The organism is Actinomadura darangshiensis (assembly GCF_004349235.1).
Taxonomy (GTDB): Bacteria; Actinomycetota; Actinomycetes; order Streptosporangiales; family Streptosporangiaceae; genus Spirillospora; species Spirillospora darangshiensis.
This window is the reverse complement of sequence record NZ_SMKY01000024.1, coordinates 23,166-43,026: the sequence shown is the minus strand read 5'-3', so window position 1 is coordinate 43,026 and position 19,861 is coordinate 23,166. Positions and strand designations below refer to the sequence as shown.

Genomic DNA, 19,861 nt, shown 5'->3' with positions numbered 1-19,861 from the left:
GCACCGGCGGCGGCGCGCACGGGGCCGCACCGGCGGCGGCGCGCACGGGGCCCGGGTGGCGTTCCGCCTACCCGGGCCCCTGTCGCGCGTGGTGCTGTGTGTGATGTTCCTGTCGGTCTACCAGCGGCGTTTGATGCCGCCGCCCATGAGTCGGCACGCGCGCTCGTCGTCGCCGTCCAGGAAGATGACCGGCAGTTCGGTGACGCCGGTCTGCCGGGCCTTGTGGATTCGGTGCCACCCGTCGATCACGATCGGCGTCCGCACCTCGGGAAGCGGAACGGCAAGCAGCGGGCGGGACAGGTCCACCGTTTCCGCGTAGTCGTCGTCGATGCGGATGAGTGCGCCGAGTGCGCCGATTTCCGACACATTCGCGCGCGTGACCGGGTAGCGGGCGGCCGCCCGTGCGGCGAGCGCGACGTCCCATGCCCACCCGAGCAGGACGAACACCTGGTCGTAGGGGTCGTGGTCCGTGTCGTGCGAGGTCGTGCCGGTCGCGTCACCGGACATGTAGCGTCTCCTTCGTCATGACAACCTCATTGCGGTGGGTGGGGTCGTGAGACCCCGAGTCATGACGGGGCGGACGGGCTGCTACCCGTCCGCCCCGCCTACGGGTCACGCGGCGTTCGTGCTGTCCTCGTCGCCGCTACCGGTGTCCGCGTCGCTGGTTGCCGGGCTGGCCGCACGGAACCGGCGGGGCCGCTCACAGGTCAGGACCGCCTCGCCCCGTCCGACGAGGGTGTCGAGGGCGTTGGCGACGGCACCGGATGACCGGTCCAGGACCTTGGCGATCTCGCCGGGCGTGAACTCCAGGTCGGGGAACGCGTTCAGGTGCCCGGCGACCAGGGGCCGCAGGGGCGTCGGCGCAGTGCGGTCACCGGCCGCGCGCGGCGCCCGCATCCCGGTGCCCGTCCGGGTGGCGGTGGTGGCGCGGCTGGTCCGGCGGACGCTACCGGCGTAGCGCGCGATGTCTTCCATGCCGCTGGTGATCCGCTCGTCGTCGTCCGCCGCGATCGCGGCGAGGGTCGTGGTGACCGTGCTCAGCAGGTCGGTCAGGATCACGCGGGCCGTTTCGCGCTGCTCGGCCTTACGCATCTCGGCGTCAACCCGCGCACGCCGTTCGGCCTCCTCGTCCTGCGCCTTGCGCAAGGACTCGGCCGCCGCCGCCCGCCGGTCGGCCTCGTCCGACAGCACCTGCATCGCCGTGGCGAGGGTGTCCGGTGAGATGACACCCGTTCCGGCGGTGGTGTCCGGGGCCGTCGTGGTGTCGGTGGCCGTGTCGTCCGACGGGTCGGGCGGGGTGGTGTCACCGGCCTCGGTGGTGGCCGTGGGGGCGATAGGTGACCACACGTCCGGCGTGCGGCCCCGACCGGTGCCCTCACCGGCCGCCCGGACGGCGCGTCCGGCGTCCGCGAACGCCGTCAGGGCTTTGGTCACCGTCGCGCGGCTGACCCCGGACGCCTCAGCCAGCGCCGTCACCGTCGCGCCGTCCGGCGCAGCGTTCAGCGCATCCCACACGGCCCCGGCCGCCCCAGTCGGGCGGTTGTCCGCCGTGCCGTCCGCCGGGACGGTGGTAGCCGTGTCAGCGGTCTCGGTGGTGTTGGTGTTCGCCATTGTTTCTGCCTCCCGATTGGCGACCGATTCAGCGGGACTTTCCCGCCCGGCGTCGTCCGCCATAACGACCATTGCTCGACGTCACGATGAATGCAACACGGAGCGCCGACGAATTTTGTTGCCGGAACGGCTGGAGAGGCTTACCTCAGTAAACAGAAATTTAATGATCGGGCCGGTAGTCGCGACCTGAACGAAACTGCGATGCATGGCCTTGCGCGAGATTCCACTGGACTTGCACATTCGGCCTCGGCCGTTCCGGTAGCAGCGACTCGCCTCGCACGCGAGTCGAACTTCTTGCTGCGCCATCAAATGGCACCCAACGGCGCCGGCCATTGATGCGGATCTGGTGGTGATCAAAAAAGGCCAGGTGGTTGGTTCTCGTAATTCGATGAAGGATTCTAATGCGAACAACTACACCCTTACATGTTCCCCTTGGAGGGATATCCGGGCGCACCGCCACCCCACCCGAGGCACGCGTTGACCTGCGTCGACACCGATGGGAGGACAGGGTGCCCATAGACAACCCTCCGGCCACTCCCCCGATCGCACCCCCGGTTGCCCAGCCACTTCGCCTCGTGGACGAGCAAAGGTCCCGCCCGCACCTGAGCAAGGTGCAGACGGGACCTGAGCTTGGTCCTATTCTGGAGGCGCGGGACCAGCCTGATAACCCCAGGCTGGTCCCGCCCTACGCGGCAGGGGTAACCGGCGTGCCCAGCGGCGGGTCGTCGTGCGGCTTGTCGACGCAGATCAGGTCCGCCCAGACGGTGTGGCCCTCACCCGGGCTTCCGTGGACGCCCAGCATCGCGGCGAGCTGCGAGACCGCCCGCAGGCCCCTCCCTCCCTCACTCTCGACCGGCCCGTTGAGCGGGTCGTGCCTCACGGTCGGGTAGCCGCCGCCACCGAGGTCACTGACACCGACGTAGGCCAAGCCACCGAGCACCAGCTCGACGGCGAACTGACCCCCATGCTGGCCCGATCGGGTGTGGCGTACCGCGTTCGAAGCGAGTTCGGTCACCACGAAGCCCACCTCCGAGGCGATCGAGGTCTCGGCGAACAGGAACATCGCGAACTGCCGCGCGAGCGGAATCTGATCCGTCCGCCCAGGGAAGACGCGCCGCCACGACATCGATGCACCCATCGCCGACGCCGTGGGTTCGAGGTTGAATCTCGACATTCCTTGAATCCTCCTGCCCGGCCACCACGCCGCCGCGTTCCCATTAGCGGCGAATTCACGTGGTGAACCGGCCACCATCAAGGAACAGCTCGCATCGATTCGTCAAGCTCGCGAATACTTACACCGCGGGCCCATGCGCTCAAGGAATGGACGAACATTCAACTTCAAGTAGGCCGCGATACAAAGACGCCGCCCGTAACATGGCGCGCCAGTAAAGGGTATTCGCTTATGCCGCACGCCCACCCTACCGCAGAGCGAGCATTGGCCACTCGCAGGCCTCAGGTGGTATTGGTTGGCGGGGACCAGTCCGGCAGGCCGGCTTGAATTTCCTCTCGGATAGCATCCACTGCTCCCTGGGCGATGATCACCAGGGCCGTCCAGGTATGTCCCGGGTCGTAGGGCGGATAGGAGATCCCGAGGTCTCTGTAGGCGGTGACGGCCTTACTTTTGGCATCTCCGTGCTGCTGACCATTTCGGATGACGACCACTTTGCGAAGGGTATCTATTGAGTCTTTAATGCGCCCCTTACCCTCGAATGCCAAGCCCTCGGGAAGGGCATCCTTCAGCGCAGATAGCGCCCCCGTTCGTGGAGGCGACATCCTTCCGATCGGGACCACACACGCGAAAACCTCCGCCAAGGCACTCATCGCCGGGTTGAACTCCTCCTCGCTGGCACATGGCTGGGCGAGTCGCGCACAGTTTGCCATGTGTAGACCAGCAAACAGGCGCTGCCCCGTCTTCAGCTTCCAGACGACGTCCAGGTAGTCGATGGCCTGGGGCAGGTCCATGTGACCGACTGGCCTCGGCGGTGTGGGATTAGGCGCGGGGGTGAGCAGTTGCAGGATCCGCTCAACGTATTCATCGATGGACTCGACACCGCGCATGGCGCGGATGCCGCCCAGCCCAGTGAGCAGCCGCATCTGCCATCCACCGCCCGCCCGCGTTCCCAGGCCCGACCAGGCCCGGAGGGGTTCGTTCGCCAGCAGCGTTCCCACAGCTGCTAGTACCAGGTCACTGGGCGGCGGGCCACCGGCCTTGCCGGCGTGAGACCAGAGCCGGGATTTGACGTCCTCGGAGTCGACGTGGGCCAGGACTTCCTTGGTGGGATCTGGTTGGATGGCCCGCTCTCGCTCGGTCATGAGCTGGATCGCCGCCAGGAATGCGCTCTGGAGTGGCTCGGTCCCAGGAATGAGCCGGAGACCCGCCGCAGTGAGGCGCAGCACGGTCGTTGTGCGCAGGTGCGGACCAGAGTCGGAAGTCGAAACGAGCCCATAACTCGCGACACCTGGCCAACCCTCCGCCAAGCGCGGAAGGGATGCCAGGACGGCCTCGGCATCTATGTCCTCGGCATCGAGCCTGAGGTCAACGTACTGCCAGACCGGCCAGCTCGCTCTCGCGCTGAAGCCGTCGTAAACGACCTGGAGAAGGCGTTTCTGTTGGTCAGTAAGCGGAGCATGTAGGGAGGGTGGGGGAAGTTCGCTACTCATGCGCTCATAGTGGCCGCTGACCTGTGGCCCTGCCCAACCCATTTTTCACATGTCGCGGGTTGGGCATGAAGGCGCCCTTGGCGATCCGCCCGCCTTAGCAAGACTGGGGCACCTAGGGAGTCTGCGCGATGTTGTTCATCCGCCCCACGGCGAGCATCACGGTTCTCGCCGGGCTCACCGCTGGCGCGGTCGCCAGGCTGGCAGCGGCAACATCGGTCAACAGCGCCACCCGCGTCCCGGTTGGCCTCTGGATCGGCCTGATGGTCGAGATCAGCGTGACGACCTGCACGTCATGTCGCCCCGGTGGCCTGAGGTTTCGAGTTTGTTGTCCGCGTGACGCCTCCGCTAGATCGGCGAAGCGGGCCGTAGGTTGGCGTACGTGGGTGGTTATGACTTGATCGCGTATGCGGGCAACGCGGAGGATGTCGTGCTGATGCGCGCCTTCGCCGGCCATCGAGGCGGGTCCTTCGTGGATGTCGGTGCTGGGGAGCCCGTCAGCGGCTCTCTGACCAAGAACCTTGTGGACGGCCTGGGCTGGCGAGGGGTGAACGTCGAGCCGTTGCCCGAGCGCCACGCGCGTCTTCAGCAAGCCCGGCCCAGCGACGTCAGTCTGTGTGTGGCCGTCGGAGATGAGCCGGGCACCGCAGCGTTCTTCCGGGTCGTCCCAGGGCGGGGAAAAACGGGCGGCCGGGGTCTCAGCACCCTACGTAGGGATGTCCTGGAGGAGCATCTTGGGGACGGCTGGCGTCATGAGGAACTGCGCGTCGATGTCATCGCCCTGGAGACGATTCTCAGCGCGCATACAAAACCGGGCTTCGACCTGTTGAAGGTCGACGTGGAGGGGGCGGAGGCCGCCGTCCTACGGTCTGCTGACCTGCGGGTGTGGCGGCCGCGGGTGATCGTGGTCGAGGCGACCGTCCCCTTGACGTCCCGGCCGAGCCATCAGGAGTGGGAGCCCCGCGTCCTCGCGGCCGGGTACAGACTCGCGCTCTTCGACGGCCTCAACCGCTTCTACGCGCGCGACGACGAGGCTGACCTGTATGAGCGGCTCGCGGTGCCCGCGAACGTGCTGGACAACTACATTCCGTACGCGTGCGCTCGCCGCGCCGGGCTCATTGAGCCAGACTGAGCAGGTCAGGACGGTGGTCACGTAGCCATCCCGTGATCCATGCCCCGTCGGTTTCGGTAAGCCCGAGGGACGGGGCGTCAATGAGGCGACGCAGCATCATCAGCGGCAACAGGGCCGTCAAGGCGTCCTGGTCGACGGCGTCGTGACCGTAGCCGTCAAGGAGAGGCCCGGGTTCTCCGCCGCGTGGCATATCGACGGCCAGCGACCAAGCGAGGTCAAGTACCGGTGGCCCGGTCTCGTTCGCCCCCGGGTCGAGCAACCCGGTCAGGACGTCGCCGTCGAACAGCGCGTTATGGCAAACGGCGACATCGCCATGGATCGCGGTTTGGGGAAGCCCTCGGAATGCTGCATCGAAGTGCTCGCCGATGGCCGAGTAGGCGTCCGGTACGGCGGTCCGCGCCCAGCCCAGCAGGACGCCGAGCGCGCCGGGATCGTCCAACCGCAGCCCCTCGCCGGGAGGCTGAGAATGCCATAGCCGAAGCTGGTAGCCCAGATCCCGCTGACGCGTGGGTGTCGGCCGGTCCGCAGGCACGCCCGGGAGGCGTTCGAGGACGGCCCACCACGCCTCCCCGACCCTTCCCGCGTCCAGCAGCCGAGGCGCCCGGACGCCTGCTGTAGCGCGCAACTTCTCAAAGGTACGGACGGTCTCCAGTCGTTCGTGCAGCCGCCGGCGCACCTTCACCACCGTCCGCTCGCCCGGCACGACACCGTGGGAACCGAGCGTCGCCAGCGCGGCGGTGAGGTCACGCGTGCCGTCGAACGCCGGGCTGGCCAACGCGCCCCGGATCGCGGACTCCACGAGGTCGTCGGGGACGCGGCCAGTCGGGATCAGCGTGCGGCGATCACCGGTGTCCAGGGGGCCGCAGATCGGTGCCTGCAGTCGGGACAGGACCTCCGACCAGCGGTGTCGTGCAGACTCGGGATCGTCCAACCACTCGATGGCTGCGAAGTCGGCGTCCAACCCGGCCCAGGACCGGGTGACCGGCCCCCAGACAGGAAGGCAGTCCTCGCCCAGCCTGTGTGCGGCGCGCGCAGCCTGCTCTGCCCGTCCGCCGGAGGCGTCCAGCAGGATCTGCAACGCCTCCACAGGCAGCAGTTCACGGGAGGCTCCGAGTTCACCGAACCGGCGCGCCGCTGCCTCAAGCAGTTCAGCGGCGCTGCGACGCTCGCCCAGCAGCGACCGCGCCATCGCCTCGGCCATGTCGCACTGGGCGAGCCCGATTGGTTCGCCAGCGGAGCTGTTGAGCTCACGAGCCCGGTTAACGAGCGACAGCGTGCGGTCGGGGTCGTACCACATCAGCGCCAGCAGCAGGTGCCGCAGTGCGCGCGCTTCCCAGAGGGGTGCGTTGGCTTCGCGTGCCGCCTCCAGCGTTGATTCGAAGAAGCGAGCCGCCTCGGCGAACCGCGCGTTCTGGAGGTGAGCGTGGCCGAGCAGGTCAGCAGCCCGCACCTGGTCCGGCCCGACCTGTGATGCGCCGTCCATCAGTCGCGCCACAGACCGGTAGTCGCTGCGGCGTAGTGCGTTGTCGGCCAAACCGAACCGCGCGCTCGCACCGATCAGAGAGGTGGGCTCGATACCGGACAGATGCTCGGCGGCCTCTTCAACCTTGCCGATGATGTGCGCGCGGCTCGCCAGCTCGTGCCGGTAGTAGTCCGCGAACGGTCCGTCGGGTTCACCGATCAGCTCGCGCAGCGCGCGGTAACGATCCTCGGCGTTGGCATCGCCGCGTGCCGTCAGCCGCGCGACGGCGGTCAATCGATCCAGCTCCCGGGAACCGGGAAGCTCCGGCAGAGACGACAGCACCTGCCAATGCCCGAGAACAGTGAGGCTGTAGGCGACATCGCCGAGAGAGTCCGGCGTCAGCCGATGTTCGTCCGCGGCGCGCAGGACCAGCAGGAACGCGGCCACGCATCGCCTGCTCCGTATGCCCAAAGGAAGCGGATGATCCGCGTCGTCGTCCCATACCGCCAGCGCAGCACGCGTTAGATGCTCGATGGCCTGTTCGGTGTTACGGGTCCGTTCGGCCTGTGTCCAGCCGTCGTCGGTGTCGGCGTCACAGTCGATGACACTTCGGCGCAGGTTCTCGTGCAGCCGGTACGGCGGCCACACCGTCTCGTCCCGCCGGACGAATGGGCGCTGCACGAACCTCTCGATCTGCCGGAGTCGTAGATGAGGCAGCACCGCATGCAGGACGTCCCCATCGAACGCCTCCAGCAGCGACGCGGCTCGCAACAGGTCGCGATCGGTCGCGGACAGGTCCCGCATCGTCCGCAGCACCAGCTCGGGGAAGCCCAACCCGAACACGTCCGGGGGCGGCACTTCGCCCCGCGCGAGGTACTGCCCGAACAGCTCAGCCGACAGATCGAGGTACAGCGGTGACCCGCCCGACCCGGTGATGATCCGTTCCCGGATCGCGGGCCCTATCGCCGGGGTCCCGTCCACGGTGAGCCGTGCCGTCAGATAGGTCTCGGCTGATGCCCTGTCGAACCCGCCGAGCCCGAGTTGGTCGTGCTCGGCGAGCCCTGGCCAGCGGCGCTCACCGCCGTATGTCAAGGCGACGGCCTTACCCGGATCGTGCCAGCGCAATGCGAGTCGTCCGGCCGCGATGAACACCACGTTCGGCATCAGATACACCAACCGCGAAACCAGGTCCTCCAGGCCGCCGCGTTCGGTGGGCGGACGCTGGACGTTTTCCAGCGTGTCCAGCACGCATAGCGCCAGCGATGGACGTTTCCGCCGTGCTCGTTCCAGGTCTGCGGCCAGCAGTACCGGCATATAGCCCAACATTCGGTCGGGGTCCTGCTCCCCAAGGATCGGATCGAGAGCGGGCAAGTCCGCCCGCAGCCGTTTCAGCCGGGCTTTCTGCGTAGCGGTTCTGCCGAGAAGGTTCAGTGCCCGGTAGGCCACCGAGAGCGCGCCGAAACCACCCAGGAGTTGATCAACGGTGTCCCCTACCTGGTCGGCGACGCCGAGCGACTCCGCCGTGGTCTCCTTCCGCAGGAACGCCGTCAGTGACTCTCCCGGATGCTTGCGCTGCCAGTAGACGGCCAACGCCACGTCGAACGCGGGCCACGATCTCGCCAGCGGTGCGAGGGCGGCACGCACCCTCAGCAGGACGGCCTCGAAGCTGGAGCTAGCAGGATCTGCGAAGTCCAGTACCGCGTGCGCGCCGCGGGGCGGCAGTCCGTCCAGCTTCCCGGTCACCGCCAGTTCCGCGACGTGCCGGGCCAGCGTGGATTTGCCGATGCCGCCTTCGCCGGATACGGCGATGAGGTTGGACGCCGGCCGCTGGAAATCGAGCAGTTCGTCGACGGTCCACGACCGGTCGGCCAGTTGGGCGAACCGGTCTCGAAGGGCCCGGATCGGCCCTTCTCGGTCGGTGAAGACATGTTGGACTTCGAATGGAGCGCGCGGCCCGTAGTTGAAGAACTGGTCGACGTCCACCCCGATAGCCGATCACATCCCCTCGGTCCTGACAACGCGTCTTCCCTGTGCAAGTCCTTGCCGGATGCTCGCACCAAATCGACGCTCGCGCGCGCGTTGAGCGCTGGCTCCGCCCTCAGTTTCGATTCAACGCCCGCGTTGCGGAGCTGACGAGCTTACGCGTCTCGCCATCGGGTTCGGCATCGAGTTCATCGAGGCGGGCCGCGAGGAGGCCGTAGGTACGGCGGACGGCGTCGGGACGGTCGAGGCGGGCTTGTAGCCGCATGACGTGTCGGTAGAGGGGCTCGGAGTAGGGGTCGCAAGTGATGGCCTGTTCCAGCACCATCAGTGCCCGCTCCGGATCGGCTTCTTGAAGGAGACGAGCGAGGTTCGCGAGGGCGTCGCCGACGGTACGGCGGAGGTATTCGCGATGGACCTCGGCCCACTGCTGTGTGAGGCCGCTGGCGAACTCGCCGGCGCAGCGGTCGGCTACAAGGGTGAGCGCCCGGATTCTGGCGGTGTCGTCGGTGGCCTGTTGAGCGTCGGCCAGGGCAGCGTTCAACTGCCAGAGGTCGATGTCGACGACGTCGGGATCGATGCGGTAGCGGCCGGCGCTGTGGACTACGTACATGGGGCTGCTGAGGCCGGTCGCGTTCCGGAGAACGCTGCGGATATTCGTGACGGCGGTGTTGAACGTCGAGACGATGCTCCCGGGGCTGTCGTCTGGCCAGAGATCGGCACTCGCACGGTCTCGGGTGACGCCGTCGGGGTGCAGGGCGAGATAGGCGAGCAGATCACGGGCACGCTGACGCAGTCCCGTCTTGATCGGGCCGTCTGCGGTGTGCAATCGGACGTCCCCAAGCACCTCAAGGCGGACCGGGGGACGCGGCGCTCCTTCAGGTGGGCGCGGCGGCGGAACGATGGTCACGGCAGCGCGCGGCTCGGGTTCAGTTACGTGGTCCGCGCTCGTCCGCAAGGACGTGGCGTCTGTTTCGGTGCCTGTGGCGGTCCGGATGGTCCGCAACATGTCTGTGGCGTCGCCGGTGGTCAGGTGGAACAAGCGGGTTTCAGTGAACCGTGCGGCGTTGGGGCCGCGCGTGTCCGTAACAGTCGCGTCGCTGGCGAGTTCCACGCTCGTGCCCGACGTCCAAGCACCGAGCGCTAGGACGCCGATGCTGAAGCGGCACCCGAGCGTTGCGAGGGCGTCAACCCTTGCGTCGTCCGCGGGTATGGACGCGACCAGTAGCACAGTCGGCAGCGGTTCGGCCGGGTCCTCGGCGCGCAATGCGGCCACGTCGGGTTGGTCGGTCATGTCCAGGACCCGGGCACGGTGGAGGAGTTCTACCTCTAGATGGTTGATGGCCTCGCGCAGGGAGGGCTTGATGATCAATCCGTCGAGCGCCGTGGACAGGTCGGTGATCTCGTCGCCCGGAAAGAGCGCCTGCGCGTCGGCCTGCGGGATGAGGATCTCGGCGCGGTAGCGGTGGGCCTTGGCCAGTAGTTCGGTAGTGATGGCTCGGGCGGCGGCGTGGGCGCCATCTCCGGACAGGCCCAAGCTGAGCCCTGCCAGGGGCACACTGACGGCCTGCCCATCACGGGTACCCACAACGAGTTGGTCGGGTTCCGGCGTCAGCAGGTCCTCACGGACGAGTTCCGGGTCGGACGGGACGGGAGCCTCGCGGACAACGTAGGTGTCCAGGTGCGCCTTGCGGGCTCCGAGGACTGGGGCCGCGATCGGGGGCTCAGGAATGTGCTCGGAGGAGTCCGTATCGATTTTCAGTGGACGCCGGCGGCGTCTGTGCAGGCGGGTGGCAGCAACGGCCACGCTGAGTGCGGCAGCGAGACCAAGGCCGATACGCGAGCCGGACGGAAGAGAGATCGCCAGGGGCGAGTCTGAGTCATCCTGGTCGTTCGGTGTCGAGGGTGCCGGGCTGGCGGAGTGGTCGGCGGGCGGTGCTACGACCGGGCTCGGCACCGGTGACACCGTCGACTGCTCGGACGTTGGGCGAAGCGGAGTTGGGGTTCGGGCATCGCTTTTCTTGCCTTGATCGGACGGGGTCGCGTGTGCGCCTGCACCCGGCGAGGCCGCTTGCGAGCGGGAAGAGGGGCCATCTGGCGCGCTGGGGCGCGGGAGTCGTATGCGCTGGCCAGGGCGGATAACAGCGGGATCGGTCAGGGCGGGGATTCCGTCGGGTTGGTCGATCTGCCGACTGTTCTTGAAGATATTGGGGTAGAGGTCGCCGGAGCCGTAGGTGTGCCGGGCGAGGCCCCAGAGAGTTTCGCCTCGCTTGACGATGTGGGTTCGCCAAGCGTGGTGATCGGGCTTCGGCTGGGCTGTGGGCTCGTCGGCAAGTAGCGGAGTCCACTCGGATGCGGTCGGTTCCCGTGGTGGTGTGTCTTGCCTGGGCGACGACTGTTCATGAGAACCCGCTTCGGGAGCAGCGGCGACATGGGGATCGGTCGCTACATGCGTGTGCGTCGCGGCGGAAGCCGACGTGGCGAGGGAGGCCGCGGCGCTGAAGGTGAGGGTGGCTGTGGCGATCAGGTCTCGAACCAGTTGTTGCAACGGTCGGACCGGGCGCGGCAGGACGGGCCTGGATCGTCCGGCCAGGTAGTTCATCGTCTCGGCGCAGACGGTGACGATGAACAGGCACCACGCGCCCCAGCCGATGAGAAAGATCGTGGCCAGGAAAACGCTCTGGTCGGTGTCCTGTCGCATCAGGATCGCGCTGACCTCCTCCCAGGACGGAATCCGGTCCGGGATGGGCGAGCCGCCCATGACGTACATCGCGACCGGACACCCGACCAAGAGGAACAGGAAGACCACAAGGGCGCCGAGGCCGCGTGTGAAGTCGGCGAGGCGGCTGCGTCCGGTGTAAGTCACGGCTGGCGAGGTCCTTCGACTCCGGTGGTCAGGTTCGCGGTCGCGGTGCCGTCGGCGTGCAGGACGGAGATCCCGATCACCGACAGGAACCGCGCGGGACGGGTGGTGGAGACGTGTACGCGCATGGTGCGCGTTCCGGCCGTGGTCACGGTGCCGCTGTAGCCGCTGGCTCGCAGGTAGGAGCGCGCCGCTCGAATTGCGGCCTCACGGTCCACGACGAACTGTCCGCGGGTGTAGGCACGGTCCTGGTCAACTCGCCCAGCGCCGGCACGGGCGGCCTCCTGGGCAACGGTGTTGGCGTCTTGCCGGGCTTCGAGAGCCTGCTCGAAGTCGACGACCGCGCCGAAGAACACCACGACGACCAGCGTGATGATGACGGCGAAGACGCTCACGCTTCCGCAGTCGGATCGTCGCCGGAGTAGACGCACGCGCGACCGCATCCAGGAAGCAGTGATCACCGAGTCCCCCGGTACGGGTCGATTGGTGATCGATGGGTCTTCGTGACCGTCCGGGCACCGGGCATCCCGGGTAGGCCAATGTCACTAAGCCGGATCACACAGATCACCTGGGCCGACACGGTGGCCGGCTGCCCGACCGGCCGCTTGAAGCCGGAAAGATCGAGTCGGACCGACGGCGTGCAATGCAGACCCCGGTCACGCAAGGTGTGCATGGCACTGGTGTTGGCCTCGGCTCGCGCCTGGCGAACGGTGCGGGCGATGGACGCTTGCCGCGCGGCGTCAGCGGCGGCTTGTGCGACTACGGCGCTGCCATGCGCTACCCGCATCACCACGAGCAGACCAGCGAGAAGCGTGATGAACACCGGAGCGAGAATCGCGGTCTCCACCACCGCGTTGCCAGCGTCCCGTGCCCGGTCTGCATGAACCAGCGTCCTCTCCCCCACGGTCACGTCGGCCCCGGAGTAGTGAACCGTTCACGGGCACCGCGCACGGTCTGTGAAACGCCGATGTTGACGCCCGGCAACAGCGACGGCGCGCGACCGACCACCCGCACGGTGATGGTGTTGGCACCAGAAACCGTGACGTCGGGCGCTTCCAGGATGGGCTCGTCGCGCGCGAACGACGCTGCGGCGGCGCGTCCTCCTGCGAATGAGCCCTGGCGGGCGCGCGCGACGCGGAGCCCTTCTTCAGCGGCCGCCTGCGCCACGTCCCGCGCCACGGACACCATGACCGCCTGAGCGAGCGCCAGGAAGAGCAGCCCAACGACGGGGAAGGTGATCGCCGTCGCGACGGTTGCCGATCCCTTGTCCCTCCGGCCGTCTGCTCGTTCAAGCACCTTCACGGGCCGGTGGCGCCAGGAATCTTGTTGATCCAGCCGTGCACCTTGCTGGACACGGCCAGGTAGACGGCAAACGCCAGCCCAGCGAAGCCCGCCACGATGATGATCGTCTCGACCACGCCGGAGCCCCGGTCGCCACGTTCCCGCAAACCTGCGGCGAGTCGCTGAGTTCGGTCCTGGGCGGCGAGTGCCATACGGATCGCCGCAGCGTTAAGTGTGTTCATGGTCCCCCGATGCGTTGGTGCGATAGTCCGACGCTCAGCCGGACGCCAGGAGTTTGGAGAAGAACGGGAAGCCGACCAGGATCACGAAGCCGAGCATGAGCAGGCTCGTCGGCACCCACATGGCGGTAGTCCGGGAGTTCGCCTCAGCGCGCGCCGCTGCGGACGCCTCGTGCCGCATCGACGTGATCTTGGCGACCAGGACGTCGTGCATCTTGGCCCCCTCGTTCCCGGCGATCTCGGCCGTGTGCGCCAGGTCGATCAGGTCTCGGACGCCGATCTCCTCGCCGAGCTGGGCGAGAGCCCGCCAGGGTTGCTGCTGGGCATGGCGGGCGCGCGTCAGCGCCTCGTGAACACGCCGGAACGGCCACCCCTCGGTGATCATCGCCGGGTTCTCCAGCGCGGCGTTCAGCGCGGCTCCGGCCTCGCGCTCCAAGACGACGAGCTGGAGGTAGGACGTGAAGGCGTACCGGAAGTCGCGCCGGCGCTGACGAGCCTGAGACCGCACATTCCAATCCGGGACTAGCCACAAGACCGCGGCCAGAGCAAGCCCGGCAACGACAGGGAACGTCCACGTCAGCGAACCTCCGGTCAACACCACCAAGGCGCTGAACACGGATGGCAGGACGAGCCCGGTGACGAACAGGGCCAGCTTGTCGAGCATGAACCGTTCGGCTGGGCGTCCGAGCAGTGCGAGATCAGTCCGGGGTAGGGCGAGAAGCCCGGCCGAGCGTGTGACGTGATCCGCCAGCCACCGCCCGACACCTTCGCCGATACTTAGGCTGTCAACGGGCAGCGGATGGTTCGGCACCGGCTCAATGCGCGCCAAAGCAGCGTCCAGACGAGGGGGCGCAGACCGCAGCTCGCCGACGAGGAGGATGAGGCCGACAGCGCCCAGGCATCCGGCAACGGCGGCAATCACGGTCACAGCTCGGCCCCCTGCACCGCGGGGGTATGCCGGTCGGTGTGTAGAAAGCGTGCGCCGGTCGACAGGACGGCCAGCCGCCGCATCCACCAGAGCCCGGCCCCGTAGATCGCGGCGACAACGGCCAGCACGGCCTGTCCCAACGCGGTGCCGTAGGGCGCCGCGAACGTCTGAGACGAGGCGAACAGCACGCTCAGGGCCACGACGGACGCCACGATGACGATGAGGGTCGTACGGAGCCCCGCGCGTTCCGCCTCGACATCCCTGCGGACAAGGACCTCGTGCTCAACCGCGTCGGCCAGCAGACTCAGCGCTTCCCGTGTCCCAGGGCCGCGTCGGCGGGCGGCCAACACCAGCGCGCAGGCGATCAGATCTGCGATCGAGTCGTCCAGCTCCTCAGCGAACGCCCGGAGTGCCTGCTCAGTGTTGGCGTGGTTGTTCAGCCGCTCTGCAAGCACGGTCACCGGCGCACTTATGGCCTCGGGTGCGATGCGGGCGCTGTCCGCCAGGGCTTGCTCCAGGCCACGGCTGGCGCCCATCATCTCCGCCAACCGCCGGGACCACTGGGCCAACGCCTCCAGCCGCGCGATCCGTCGCTGCGGTGCCCGCCCCGACAACATCGGCGGAACCGTGTACACCCCAACCCCCATCGCAAGGGCGGCAACCGGCCAGCTGGACAGCAGGAATACCGCGAGGGCCGACACGCCACCGGCGAGCAATCGGTTACGACGTCCAGGCCAGGCTGACGAGCGGATGAGCGTCTGCAACCGCGTCGGTGGACGCACTTGTCGTTCTGCGGGCTCGGTTCCCCGCAGTCCGGCCACGATCGCGAAGACGGCTCCGGCGGCGCATAGGCCAGCCAGCGCGGCGAGCATGGTCATCACAGCCAGCCTCCGACGTCCGAACCGGGCTTCAGCAGCTCGGGATCGAGGCCCTGTGCTGTGAGCTCGTCAAGGAGGGAGGCGCTGATGTGCCCGCCCGCGGGTGTGGCTCGTCCGTCGGGTCCTGGGCTGAAGATCAGGTTGCGGGTCGGTTCTACCGAGTCCGCCGGCGGCCCGATCTCCATCACCTGCGAAACGAACCGTTCATTGCTCTCCTGGTCCCGCTCCAGGTAGACGATTACCGGCTCAGCCAGCCCGAACATCAGGTGCACGTCGTCAGCCCCGAGGCCGAGATCGGCGCGGCGTCCGAGCTGGACAACGCGGCTGAACACGTGTTCCGGCCGGTGGACGTGGAGGGTGCACATCGAGCCGCGTGCCCCGGAATACATCACTTCGAGCATCGGCGCCAGCTCCCCGTGCCGGGCCTCGCCCACGATCACGCGATCGGGGTTCAGGCGCAGGCACGCCGGTACGAGGTCCTGCAAGCGGACCTCGCCCGCCCCCTCGGCGTTGGCCTGCCGGGCCTCCATGGCGACGACGTCGTGATGACGATGCGCAAGGCGCGGGTCGTCCAGGAACAGCTCGAAGTCGCTCTCCAACGTGATGACCCGCTCCTCGGGCGGGATCTCGTTGGCCAACGCTCGCACCAGCGTTGTCTTGCCGGTGTTGACCTCCCCGCACACGATGACGTTGCGTCGGGCCCGGATCGCTGCTCCCAGGAAAGCTTCGAGGGGTTCGGTCAGGGTGCCGAGGCCGGTGAGCTGACGCAACGTGACATCGACCAGCCGGTGCACCCGGATCGCCAGATGCGGACGCCTCGAAACCCAGCCCACCACGGCCAGCCGGACGCCGTCAGACAGAGCAACGTCGAGCAGCGGCGAGGCGTGGGAGAACTCGCGGCCTGTGTTTCCGCGGCGCGCCAGTAGTTGAACCCACTCGATGAGGTCATCATCGGTTTCGGCGACCGGCGGCCCCGATCGCTTGGTGCCGTCGGTGTAGCTGATCCAGGTCTGCCGGCATCCGTTGACGACGATGTTCTCCACGTCGGAACGATCCAGGTACGGCTGCAACGGTCCGAGCCCGAACCGCCGGTCGAAGATCAGCCGGGCGATCTCACGCAGCGCCTCCGCCGACATCACCCGTCCGGACGCGAGCAGCCCATGCGACCACGCCTGCACCCGGGCATCGATCAACTGCCGGGCCCGTATCCGGTCGAGGCCGTCGCCTAGGACGTCCACTAGCTGCGCGGACACCTCACGGACGGCCGCCCACACATTCGCATCGTCCGATTCGCCCAGCTGCGCTACTCCGGCGGACGCGGGGTCAGCGTTGCGGGCTCCCTCTGGCCTGGCGAACGTCCATCCCGCCGCACTCACCGGACGCCCCGAGCAACGGTCCCAGCACCCGCCAGAACGGCCCCGTCCTCGTCCCCGACGTCCATCGTCTGCGCCCCGGCAGTCGCGTTGATCCGCCGCCCCAGGCACTTGAACGACCGCAAAAGTAGCGATGTCTTGAACGTCCTTCGGGGCCGAGCACCCTCCGAGAAGACTCGGGCATCAGCCGGCGAGTGCGGCAACTCGGCAAACACCGGTGTTCCAAGAACCCGCTCGACCTCAGCCGCGCTGTACGGCCCATCCGTGATCAGACACAGCCCGACGGCCGCGCGATCGCCCACCAGGCCCTTCAGAGCATCGAGCCGTGGAGCAGCGACATCGACCTGCGTCAACGTCGGCTTCAACACCATGACCACGCTCCGCGCGGCCCGCAGCAGGGCATCCGGTGTGTCCCGCCCGCCAATACGTCCCAAGTCCGCGATCACATCGCCCGGTCTCGACGCCAACACCTCGGACAGCCGGCTCCACAACGACGCCAGCCGCACCCCGTGCCGAGGATCACGAACACCGTGCAACAGTTCGACGAAGTCCTCGCCGGGGATGGGCAGCACATAGTCCTCCAGCGGAAGACGAGCATGCGGCCCGGACTCGGCGGCCATGGCCAAGCCGAGGAGACCCGGGCCGACCGACTCACGGACACGATCCGCCATAAAGCCCGACACCACACGACGCCCCATGGGATCACACTCGGCCAGTAGCACCCGGCTCGGCCAGGCCATCGCCAAGCCCAGCGCCGTAGTGGTGACACCCGGCGATCCGCCCGCCGAGACGACACAGTGCAGCGCCACAATCAGCCCCGCCTTTCCGTCACGACGAGAACGACCATCCCGGCAGCCGCCTGCCGCGCGACCGCACTGCTGTCGGCGTCAGGGACCACCAGGGATACCGTCATCGCTCCCTCGGCGTCCGGTCCAATCACCTCGTCGACCACTGCGGCGACATCCCGGAAAACCGTGGTCTGCGCGCGGCTCCGTGGAGTGCCGGTTGCGGGCTCCTGTCCTTGATCCCCGAAGGTGAACACCACTCGGACTGCCCAGCCGGGAGCCAGACCGGGCGGCATAGCACCAGCCTTCAACGGGACGGCAACCAGCGTCCTCCCCGCCGGAGGGCTCTGCTGCGTCGTCAACTGCGACGCCGCCAGAAGCGTCCCTTTCCGCAACCCCACAGCGGCCCGCCGCCCGACAACCTGCTCAAGCTGACGGCCCGGAACCATGTTCACGCCTGGCACCAGCGGAACCCGGGCCTCGTCGAGATCAGCCTGGGTGACCTTGTGCCCCATCGCGACGTCACGCGCCACCCTGACGACTGAAATCCGGTCGCCCGAGGAGCGGAACAGATACACGTTGGTCGCCACAGCCAGCACCAGCAACAGCACCGCCGCCGCGATCACTCCTGGACGGCGCTGCCGCGCCAGTCGCTTGGACGACGGGGCCCCCGCGCCGCTCACGGTCTTCGAGGCGGCGTGCCCCTGCAACGCTCGGTCACTCAATTTCATACCGGCCCTCATCGGTAAAGCGCCTGCGCCTCGGCCACCCGCAACCTGAAACTCGTCGACCGGCTCACCTGCGGAAGCACCCCACCAGACCCATCAGAACCCCGCCATGTGCCGCCCCACGCCACGGTCACCCGCACTTGATACGCCTCGCCAGGCTCACGCAACGAGGACCGCGTAAAGGTGTAGGAGCACTCGGTGCGCTGTGACGCGGCTGACCGTGACTTGTCATAGGCGGTACCGGGTCCAGAGCACCGAACGACCTGCTCCCCAGGCCCCGGCGCGATGGTCATACGTTGCGGCCGAGCAGTGACCTCGACCCACACGTCCCGAGCCGCGACGCGACCGCTCAACGGATGCCAGTTGGTCACCCAGAACCATTCCGGCAGGCCCACCAGACCGTCGGTCCGGCGAGGCGGTGCCGTCCGCACTGCCGGCGTGGGGATCTGCATATGCGCCCACTTGGTCAACGCCAACTCAGCCGGGGAGACCTTGCGTGCCTTACCGCCCCCATGCACTGGCTCGCAGACCTGCACATCGTCGCTCAGTCGCCGGCAATCATGCGGTCCCAGTTCTTGCTCTTCGCTGGCGTTGCTTCGGGGCGATCTAGAAGCAGGGGCCCCTCCGCCGCCTGGATTACCGTCGTCCTGAGCGCCGAAGTTGTAGCTGTAGGGGTTCGCGCTCGGCGGCAGGGGATCCCGCGGAGGTGACGCGCCAACGAAAGAGGAAATGAAAAGTCCAACTCCAAGCACGGGCGCAACAATTTCCACCCGTCAGCACCCTTCACCGATCGTGATGGATTTACTGACCCGCCACTGCCCATCCGAACTCTTGACCATCAGAGCCTTGGTGTTCCCCTGCGGAACCCCACGATTAACCTTCTTGCCTGTAATCGAGTTCAGAAGTCCGGAGTCGCGGGAATCCTGGCAGTCATAGATCGTGGCCCCACTACCGGCGAACTGAACCTTCTTTACGTGAACAATGATGCGACCGTAAGTCGTCAGGTGTTGACTCCTCATCTTGTCGATACGTTGCAACACACGCGAAAGCTGAGGATCTACCATGACAGTAGCGAGCTCCTGCTTACGAGACTCAGTAGGCAGAGAATCCGCACGATCGAGCATCGCGACGAACTTCATGTAAGCCGACGCCACAGCCTTCTCTTCCCCCGCAGTCGAGGACGGCAGTGGCGTGCTGGAATCCGTCACCGAGGGCAAGGCAACAGCCTGTGGCTCACCACCGCACCCCGAGGCCATCAATGCAGCACCCGCCACACTAAGCCAGCAGAGCCGATTCACCACCCGTCGACCGGTACCGGACAAGTCTCCACCCTCACGAACTTGATCGCTGTGGAGCGCCACCGTGAACCGTCGTGACAGCGGCGCTATATGACGACGTCGAGCGATGGTAGATGGAGACCGGATACTTCGACCACAAATCAAGGCGCCACGAAGGTAAATCTCTTCACAACCAGATTCAGACAATCCACCTTCAAGTGGACATATTTACCTAATAGCCGTGACGTCATTGGCAGATGTTAAATTGCGGCATTTCTGATCTAATCCCCCGGAGGGAGATGAGCACCCCGGGCCGCCGTGTGGAACTCGGCGAGGAGCCGGGGCAGCGCGCCCACCATGTCGCTTACGACAAGGCAGCACCGCGGCGGCGCAAACCAGCGCTGGAGCAGGTGCAGTGAGCCGGCAACCGGCAGAACCACGAGTTGACAGATTCATCTGCAACTGATCGACCGAAATCGCGACCGGCAGGACCACGATCACCAGCGCGTACGCCATCACCAGGCTGACAGCCGAGGACACTACACGGGCTGAGTTAGCTCGACACACCCGCGGCTACTTCCATCGAGCAGAACGCACCAGCCCGCGCGGTCATCCCAGGTCAAGGCAGAAAGCACGTCATCAGACCGCGCAGAAGCCCTTCGGAAC

At 67.2% G+C, this 19,861-nt stretch carries 18 protein-coding genes; 1 reads left to right on the top strand and 17 read right to left on the bottom strand.

What is annotated here, in order from left to right; all coding sequences use genetic code 11:
• Positions 1–117 precede the first annotated feature (117 nt).
• The 5 genes from E1293_RS08110 to E1293_RS47320 all read right to left on the bottom strand — a co-directional run bounded on the left by E1293_RS08110 (position 118) and on the right by E1293_RS47320 (position 4,561).
• The gene (locus E1293_RS08110; protein WP_132195484.1) at positions 118–507 is read right to left on the bottom strand and encodes a ParB N-terminal domain-containing protein; all 390 of its coding nucleotides are present in this window, start codon (positions 505–507) and stop codon (positions 118–120) included.
• 105 nt (positions 508–612) lie between these two features.
• Positions 613–1,611, bottom strand: a complete 999-nt coding sequence (locus E1293_RS08105) for a helix-turn-helix domain-containing protein (RefSeq protein ID WP_132195482.1) — start codon at positions 1,609–1,611, stop codon at positions 613–615.
• Between the two features lie 685 nt (positions 1,612–2,296).
• Positions 2,297–2,749 carry an ATP-binding protein gene (locus tag E1293_RS08100; protein ID WP_165978134.1) on the bottom strand — a complete coding sequence of 151 codons (453 nt, stop codon included), beginning with the start codon at positions 2,747–2,749 and terminating at the stop codon, positions 2,297–2,299.
• A 314-nt stretch (positions 2,750–3,063) separates the two neighbouring features.
• Entirely contained in the window at positions 3,064–4,272 is a 1,209-nt protein-coding gene (locus E1293_RS08095) for a hypothetical protein (protein WP_132195478.1), read from the bottom strand.
• Between the two features lie 112 nt (positions 4,273–4,384).
• On the bottom strand, positions 4,385–4,561 hold the full coding sequence (locus tag E1293_RS47320; RefSeq protein ID WP_165978133.1) for a hypothetical protein: 177 nt from the start codon (positions 4,559–4,561) through the stop codon (positions 4,385–4,387).
• Between the two features lie 90 nt (positions 4,562–4,651).
• On the opposite strand from E1293_RS47320, the gene E1293_RS08090 reads away from it, so the two are divergent.
• A complete protein-coding gene (locus E1293_RS08090; RefSeq protein ID WP_132195476.1) occupies positions 4,652–5,401 on the top strand; it encodes an FkbM family methyltransferase in 750 nt (249 codons plus the stop codon).
• Here the strand turns inward: E1293_RS08090 and E1293_RS08085 are convergent.
• The 12 genes from E1293_RS08085 to E1293_RS08030 all read right to left on the bottom strand — a co-directional run bounded on the left by E1293_RS08085 (position 5,385) and on the right by E1293_RS08030 (position 19,126).
• Positions 5,385–8,846 carry a hypothetical protein gene (locus E1293_RS08085; RefSeq protein WP_132195474.1) on the bottom strand — a complete coding sequence of 1,154 codons (3,462 nt, stop codon included), beginning with the start codon at positions 8,844–8,846 and terminating at the stop codon, positions 5,385–5,387. The two genes, E1293_RS08090 and E1293_RS08085, sit on opposite strands and share 17 nt — an antisense overlap.
• A gap of 115 nt (positions 8,847–8,961) precedes the next feature.
• Positions 8,962–11,709 (bottom strand): BTAD domain-containing putative transcriptional regulator, encoded by a 2,748-nt coding sequence (locus E1293_RS08080; protein ID WP_132195472.1) that lies wholly within the window; start codon positions 11,707–11,709, stop codon positions 8,962–8,964.
• On the bottom strand, positions 11,706–12,101 hold the full coding sequence (locus E1293_RS08075; RefSeq protein ID WP_165978132.1) for a pilus assembly protein TadG-related protein: 396 nt from the start codon (positions 12,099–12,101) through the stop codon (positions 11,706–11,708). Before E1293_RS08075 ends, E1293_RS08080 begins: the two co-directional genes overlap by 4 nt.
• Positions 12,102–12,163: 62 nt before the next feature.
• Positions 12,164–12,616 (bottom strand): TadE/TadG family type IV pilus assembly protein, encoded by a 453-nt coding sequence (locus E1293_RS08070; protein ID WP_132195468.1) that lies wholly within the window; start codon positions 12,614–12,616, stop codon positions 12,164–12,166.
• Entirely contained in the window at positions 12,613–13,008 is a 396-nt protein-coding gene (locus E1293_RS08065; RefSeq protein WP_132195466.1) for a TadE family protein, read from the bottom strand. Before E1293_RS08065 ends, E1293_RS08070 begins: the two co-directional genes overlap by 4 nt.
• A complete protein-coding gene (locus E1293_RS08060; RefSeq protein ID WP_132195464.1) occupies positions 13,005–13,229 on the bottom strand; it encodes a hypothetical protein in 225 nt (74 codons plus the stop codon). The genes E1293_RS08065 and E1293_RS08060 overlap by 4 nt, the downstream gene beginning before the upstream one ends.
• A gap of 34 nt (positions 13,230–13,263) precedes the next feature.
• Positions 13,264–14,154 (bottom strand): hypothetical protein, encoded by an 891-nt coding sequence (locus tag E1293_RS08055; RefSeq protein ID WP_132195462.1) that lies wholly within the window; start codon positions 14,152–14,154, stop codon positions 13,264–13,266.
• On the bottom strand, positions 14,151–15,032 hold the full coding sequence (locus E1293_RS08050; RefSeq protein ID WP_132195460.1) for a type II secretion system F family protein: 882 nt from the start codon (positions 15,030–15,032) through the stop codon (positions 14,151–14,153). Before E1293_RS08050 ends, E1293_RS08055 begins: the two co-directional genes overlap by 4 nt.
• Positions 15,032–16,306, bottom strand: coding sequence for a TadA family conjugal transfer-associated ATPase (locus E1293_RS08045; protein WP_132195458.1), 1,275 nt, complete (start codon positions 16,304–16,306; stop codon positions 15,032–15,034). The genes E1293_RS08050 and E1293_RS08045 overlap by 1 nt, the downstream gene beginning before the upstream one ends.
• Before the next feature lie 98 nt (positions 16,307–16,404).
• Entirely contained in the window at positions 16,405–17,214 is an 810-nt protein-coding gene (locus E1293_RS08040) for a P-loop NTPase family protein (RefSeq protein ID WP_165978128.1), read from the bottom strand.
• A 2-nt stretch (positions 17,215–17,216) separates the two neighbouring features.
• Positions 17,217–17,816 (bottom strand): SAF domain-containing protein, encoded by a 600-nt coding sequence (locus E1293_RS08035; protein ID WP_165978131.1) that lies wholly within the window; start codon positions 17,814–17,816, stop codon positions 17,217–17,219.
• 875 nt (positions 17,817–18,691) lie between these two features.
• Positions 18,692–19,126, bottom strand: a complete 435-nt coding sequence (locus tag E1293_RS08030; RefSeq protein ID WP_132195452.1) for a hypothetical protein — start codon at positions 19,124–19,126, stop codon at positions 18,692–18,694.
• Positions 19,127–19,861: the final 735 nt, after the last annotated feature.